The sequence below is a fragment of the Thalassotalea coralli genome, from assembly GCF_055786205.1.
On record NZ_JBVVBK010000014.1, the window covers coordinates 1 to 2,939 of the forward strand.

Here is a 2,939-nt window from a genome sequence, read left to right on the forward strand (position 1 = left end):
TGAGTAACTCGAAACTATTTGGGGTTGTATGGTTAAGTGACTAAGCGTATACGGTGGATGCCTTGGCAGTTAGAGGCGATGAAAGACGTGTTAATCTGCGATAAGCGTAGTTAAGGTGATAAAAACCGTTATAGACTACGATTTCTGAATGGGGAAACCCAGTGTCATAAGGCACTATCTTTTAGTGAATACATAGCTAAAAGAGGCAAACCGGGAGAACTGAAACATCTAAGTACCCCGAGGAAAAGAAATCAACCGAGATTTCGTTAGTAGCGGCGAGCGAACGCGAATTAGCCCTTAAGCGTGTGGGCGTCAGTGGAACAAGCTGGAAAGCTTGGCGATACAGGGTGATAGCCCCGTACACGAAGACAAACACATTGTGAAATCGAGTAGGTCGGCACACGTGAAATGTTGACTGAACATGGGGGGACCATCCTCCAAGGCTAAATACTCCTAACTGACCGATAGTGAACCAGTACCGTGAGGGAAAGGCGAAAAGAACCCCTGTGAGGGGAGTGAAATAGAACCTGAAACCGTATATGTACAAGCAGTGGAAGCCTTCGGGCGACTGCGTACCTTTTGTATAATGGGTCAGCGACTTATATTTAGTAGCAAGGTTAACCGATTAGGGGAGCCGTAGCGAAAGCGAGTGTTAACTGCGCGTTCAGTTGCTAGGTATAGACCCGAAACCCGGCGATCTACCCATGGGCAGGTTGAAGGTTGAGTAACATCAACTGGAGGACCGAACACACGTATGTTGAAAAATGCGGTGATGACCTGTGGGTCGGAGTGAAAGGCTAATCAAGCCGGGAGATAGCTGGTTCTCCCCGAAATCTATTTAGGTAGAGCCTCGCACGAATACCATTGGGGGTAGAGCACTGTTAAGGCTAGGGGGTCATCCCGACTTACCAACCCTTTGCAAACTCCGAATACCAATGAGTACTATGCGGGAGACACACTATGGGTGCTAACGTCCGTAGTGAAGAGGGAAACAACCCAGACCGCCAGCTAAGGTCCCAAAGTCATAGTTAAGTGGGAAACGATGTGGAAAGGCATAGACAGCTAGGAGGTTGGCTTAGAAGCAGCCATCCTTTAAAGAAAGCGTAATAGCTCACTAGTCGAGTCGGTCTGCGCGGAAGATGTAACGGGGCTAAACTATGCACCGAAGCTGCGGATTTATTCTTAGGAATAAGTGGTAGGGGAGCGTTCTGTAAGCCGTTGAAGGTGTGTTGTAAAGCATGCTGGAGGTATCAGAAGTGCGAATGCTGACATGAGTAACGATAAAGGGGGTGAAAAACCCCCTCGCCGAAAGACCAAGGTTTCCTGTCCCATGTTAATCAGGGCAGGGTAAGTCGGCCCCTAAGGTGAGGCTGAAAAGCGTAATCGATGGGAAATAGGTTAATATTCCTATACTTCTTTATACTGCGAAGGAGGGACGGAGAAGGCTAGGCAGGCACGGCGTTGGTTGTCCGTGTGAAAGTATGTAGGCTGAGAACTTAGGCAAATCCGGGTTCTTAAGGCTGAGATACGAGACGATGTCCTACGGGACAGAAGCTGTTGATGCCATGCTTCCAGGAAAATCTTCTAAGCTCTAGGTATAAAGGAACCGTACCCCAAACCGACACAGGTGGTTAGGTAGAGAATACTAAGGCGCTTGAGAGAACTCGGGTGAAGGAACTAGGCAAAATAGTACCGTAACTTCGGGAGAAGGTACGCCGGCTAGTGTGATGGGACTTGCTCCCTAAGCACAGGTCGGTCGAAGTAACCAGGTGGCTGGAACTGTTTATTAAAAACACAGCACTGTGCAAAATCGAAAGATGACGTATACGGTGTGACGCCTGCCCGGTGCCGGAAGGTTAATTGATTGGGTTAGCTCTGCGAAGCTCATGATCGAAGCCCCGGTAAACGGCGGCCGTAACTATAACGGTCCTAAGGTAGCGAAATTCCTTGTCGGGTAAGTTCCGACCTGCACGAATGGCGTAATCATGGCCACACTGTCTCCACCCGAGACTCAGTGAAATTGAAATTGCGGTTAAGATGCCGTATACCCGCGGCTAGACGGAAAGACCCCGTGAACCTTTACTATAGCTTGACAGTGAACATTGCTCCTACATGTGTAGGATAGGTGGGAGGCTTTGAAGCATGCACGCCAGTGTGTGTGGAGCCAACCTTGAAATACCACCCTTGTATGCGTGATGTTCTAACCTAGGGCCCTAATCGGGCTTGGGGACACTGTCTGGTGGGTAGTTTGACTGGGGCGGTCTCCTCCCAAAGAGTAACGGAGGAGCACGAAGGTTGGCTAAGTACGGTCGGACATCGTACGGTTAGTGCAATGGCATAAGCCAGCTTAACTGCGAGACAGACACGTCGAGCAGGTGCGAAAGCAGGTCATAGTGATCCGGTGGTTCTGTATGGAAGGGCCATCGCTCAACGGATAAAAGGTACTCCGGGGATAACAGGCTGATACCGCCCAAGAGTTCATATCGACGGCGGTGTTTGGCACCTCGATGTCGGCTCATCACATCCTGGGGCTGAAGTCGGTCCCAAGGGTATGGCTGTTCGCCATTTAAAGTGGTACGCGAGCTGGGTTTAGAACGTCGTGAGACAGTTCGGTCCCTATCTGCCGTGGGCGTTTGAGAATTGAAGAGGGCTGCTCCTAGTACGAGAGGACCGGAGTGGACGAACCTCTGGTGTTCCGGTTGTGTCGCCAGACGCATTGCCGGGTAGCTACGTTCGGAACTGATAACCGCTGAAAGCATCTAAGCGGGAAGCAGGCTTTGAGATGAGTTCTCACTGGAACTTTAAGTTCCCTAAAGGGTCGTTGGAGACTACGACGTTGATAGGTCAGGTGTGTAAGGGTTGTGAGGCCTTGAGCTAACTGATACTAATTGCCCGTGAGGCTTAACCATACAACACCCAAATGGTTTTAATGACTGATT

Annotated in this window: 1 rRNA gene; it reads left to right on the top strand. The window is 50.0% G+C overall.

What is annotated here, in order from left to right:
- Positions 1-30 precede the first annotated feature (30 nt).
- Positions 31-2,909 (top strand): 23S ribosomal RNA (locus ACOB80_RS20770).
- The last annotated feature ends 30 nt before the right edge of the window (positions 2,910-2,939 follow it).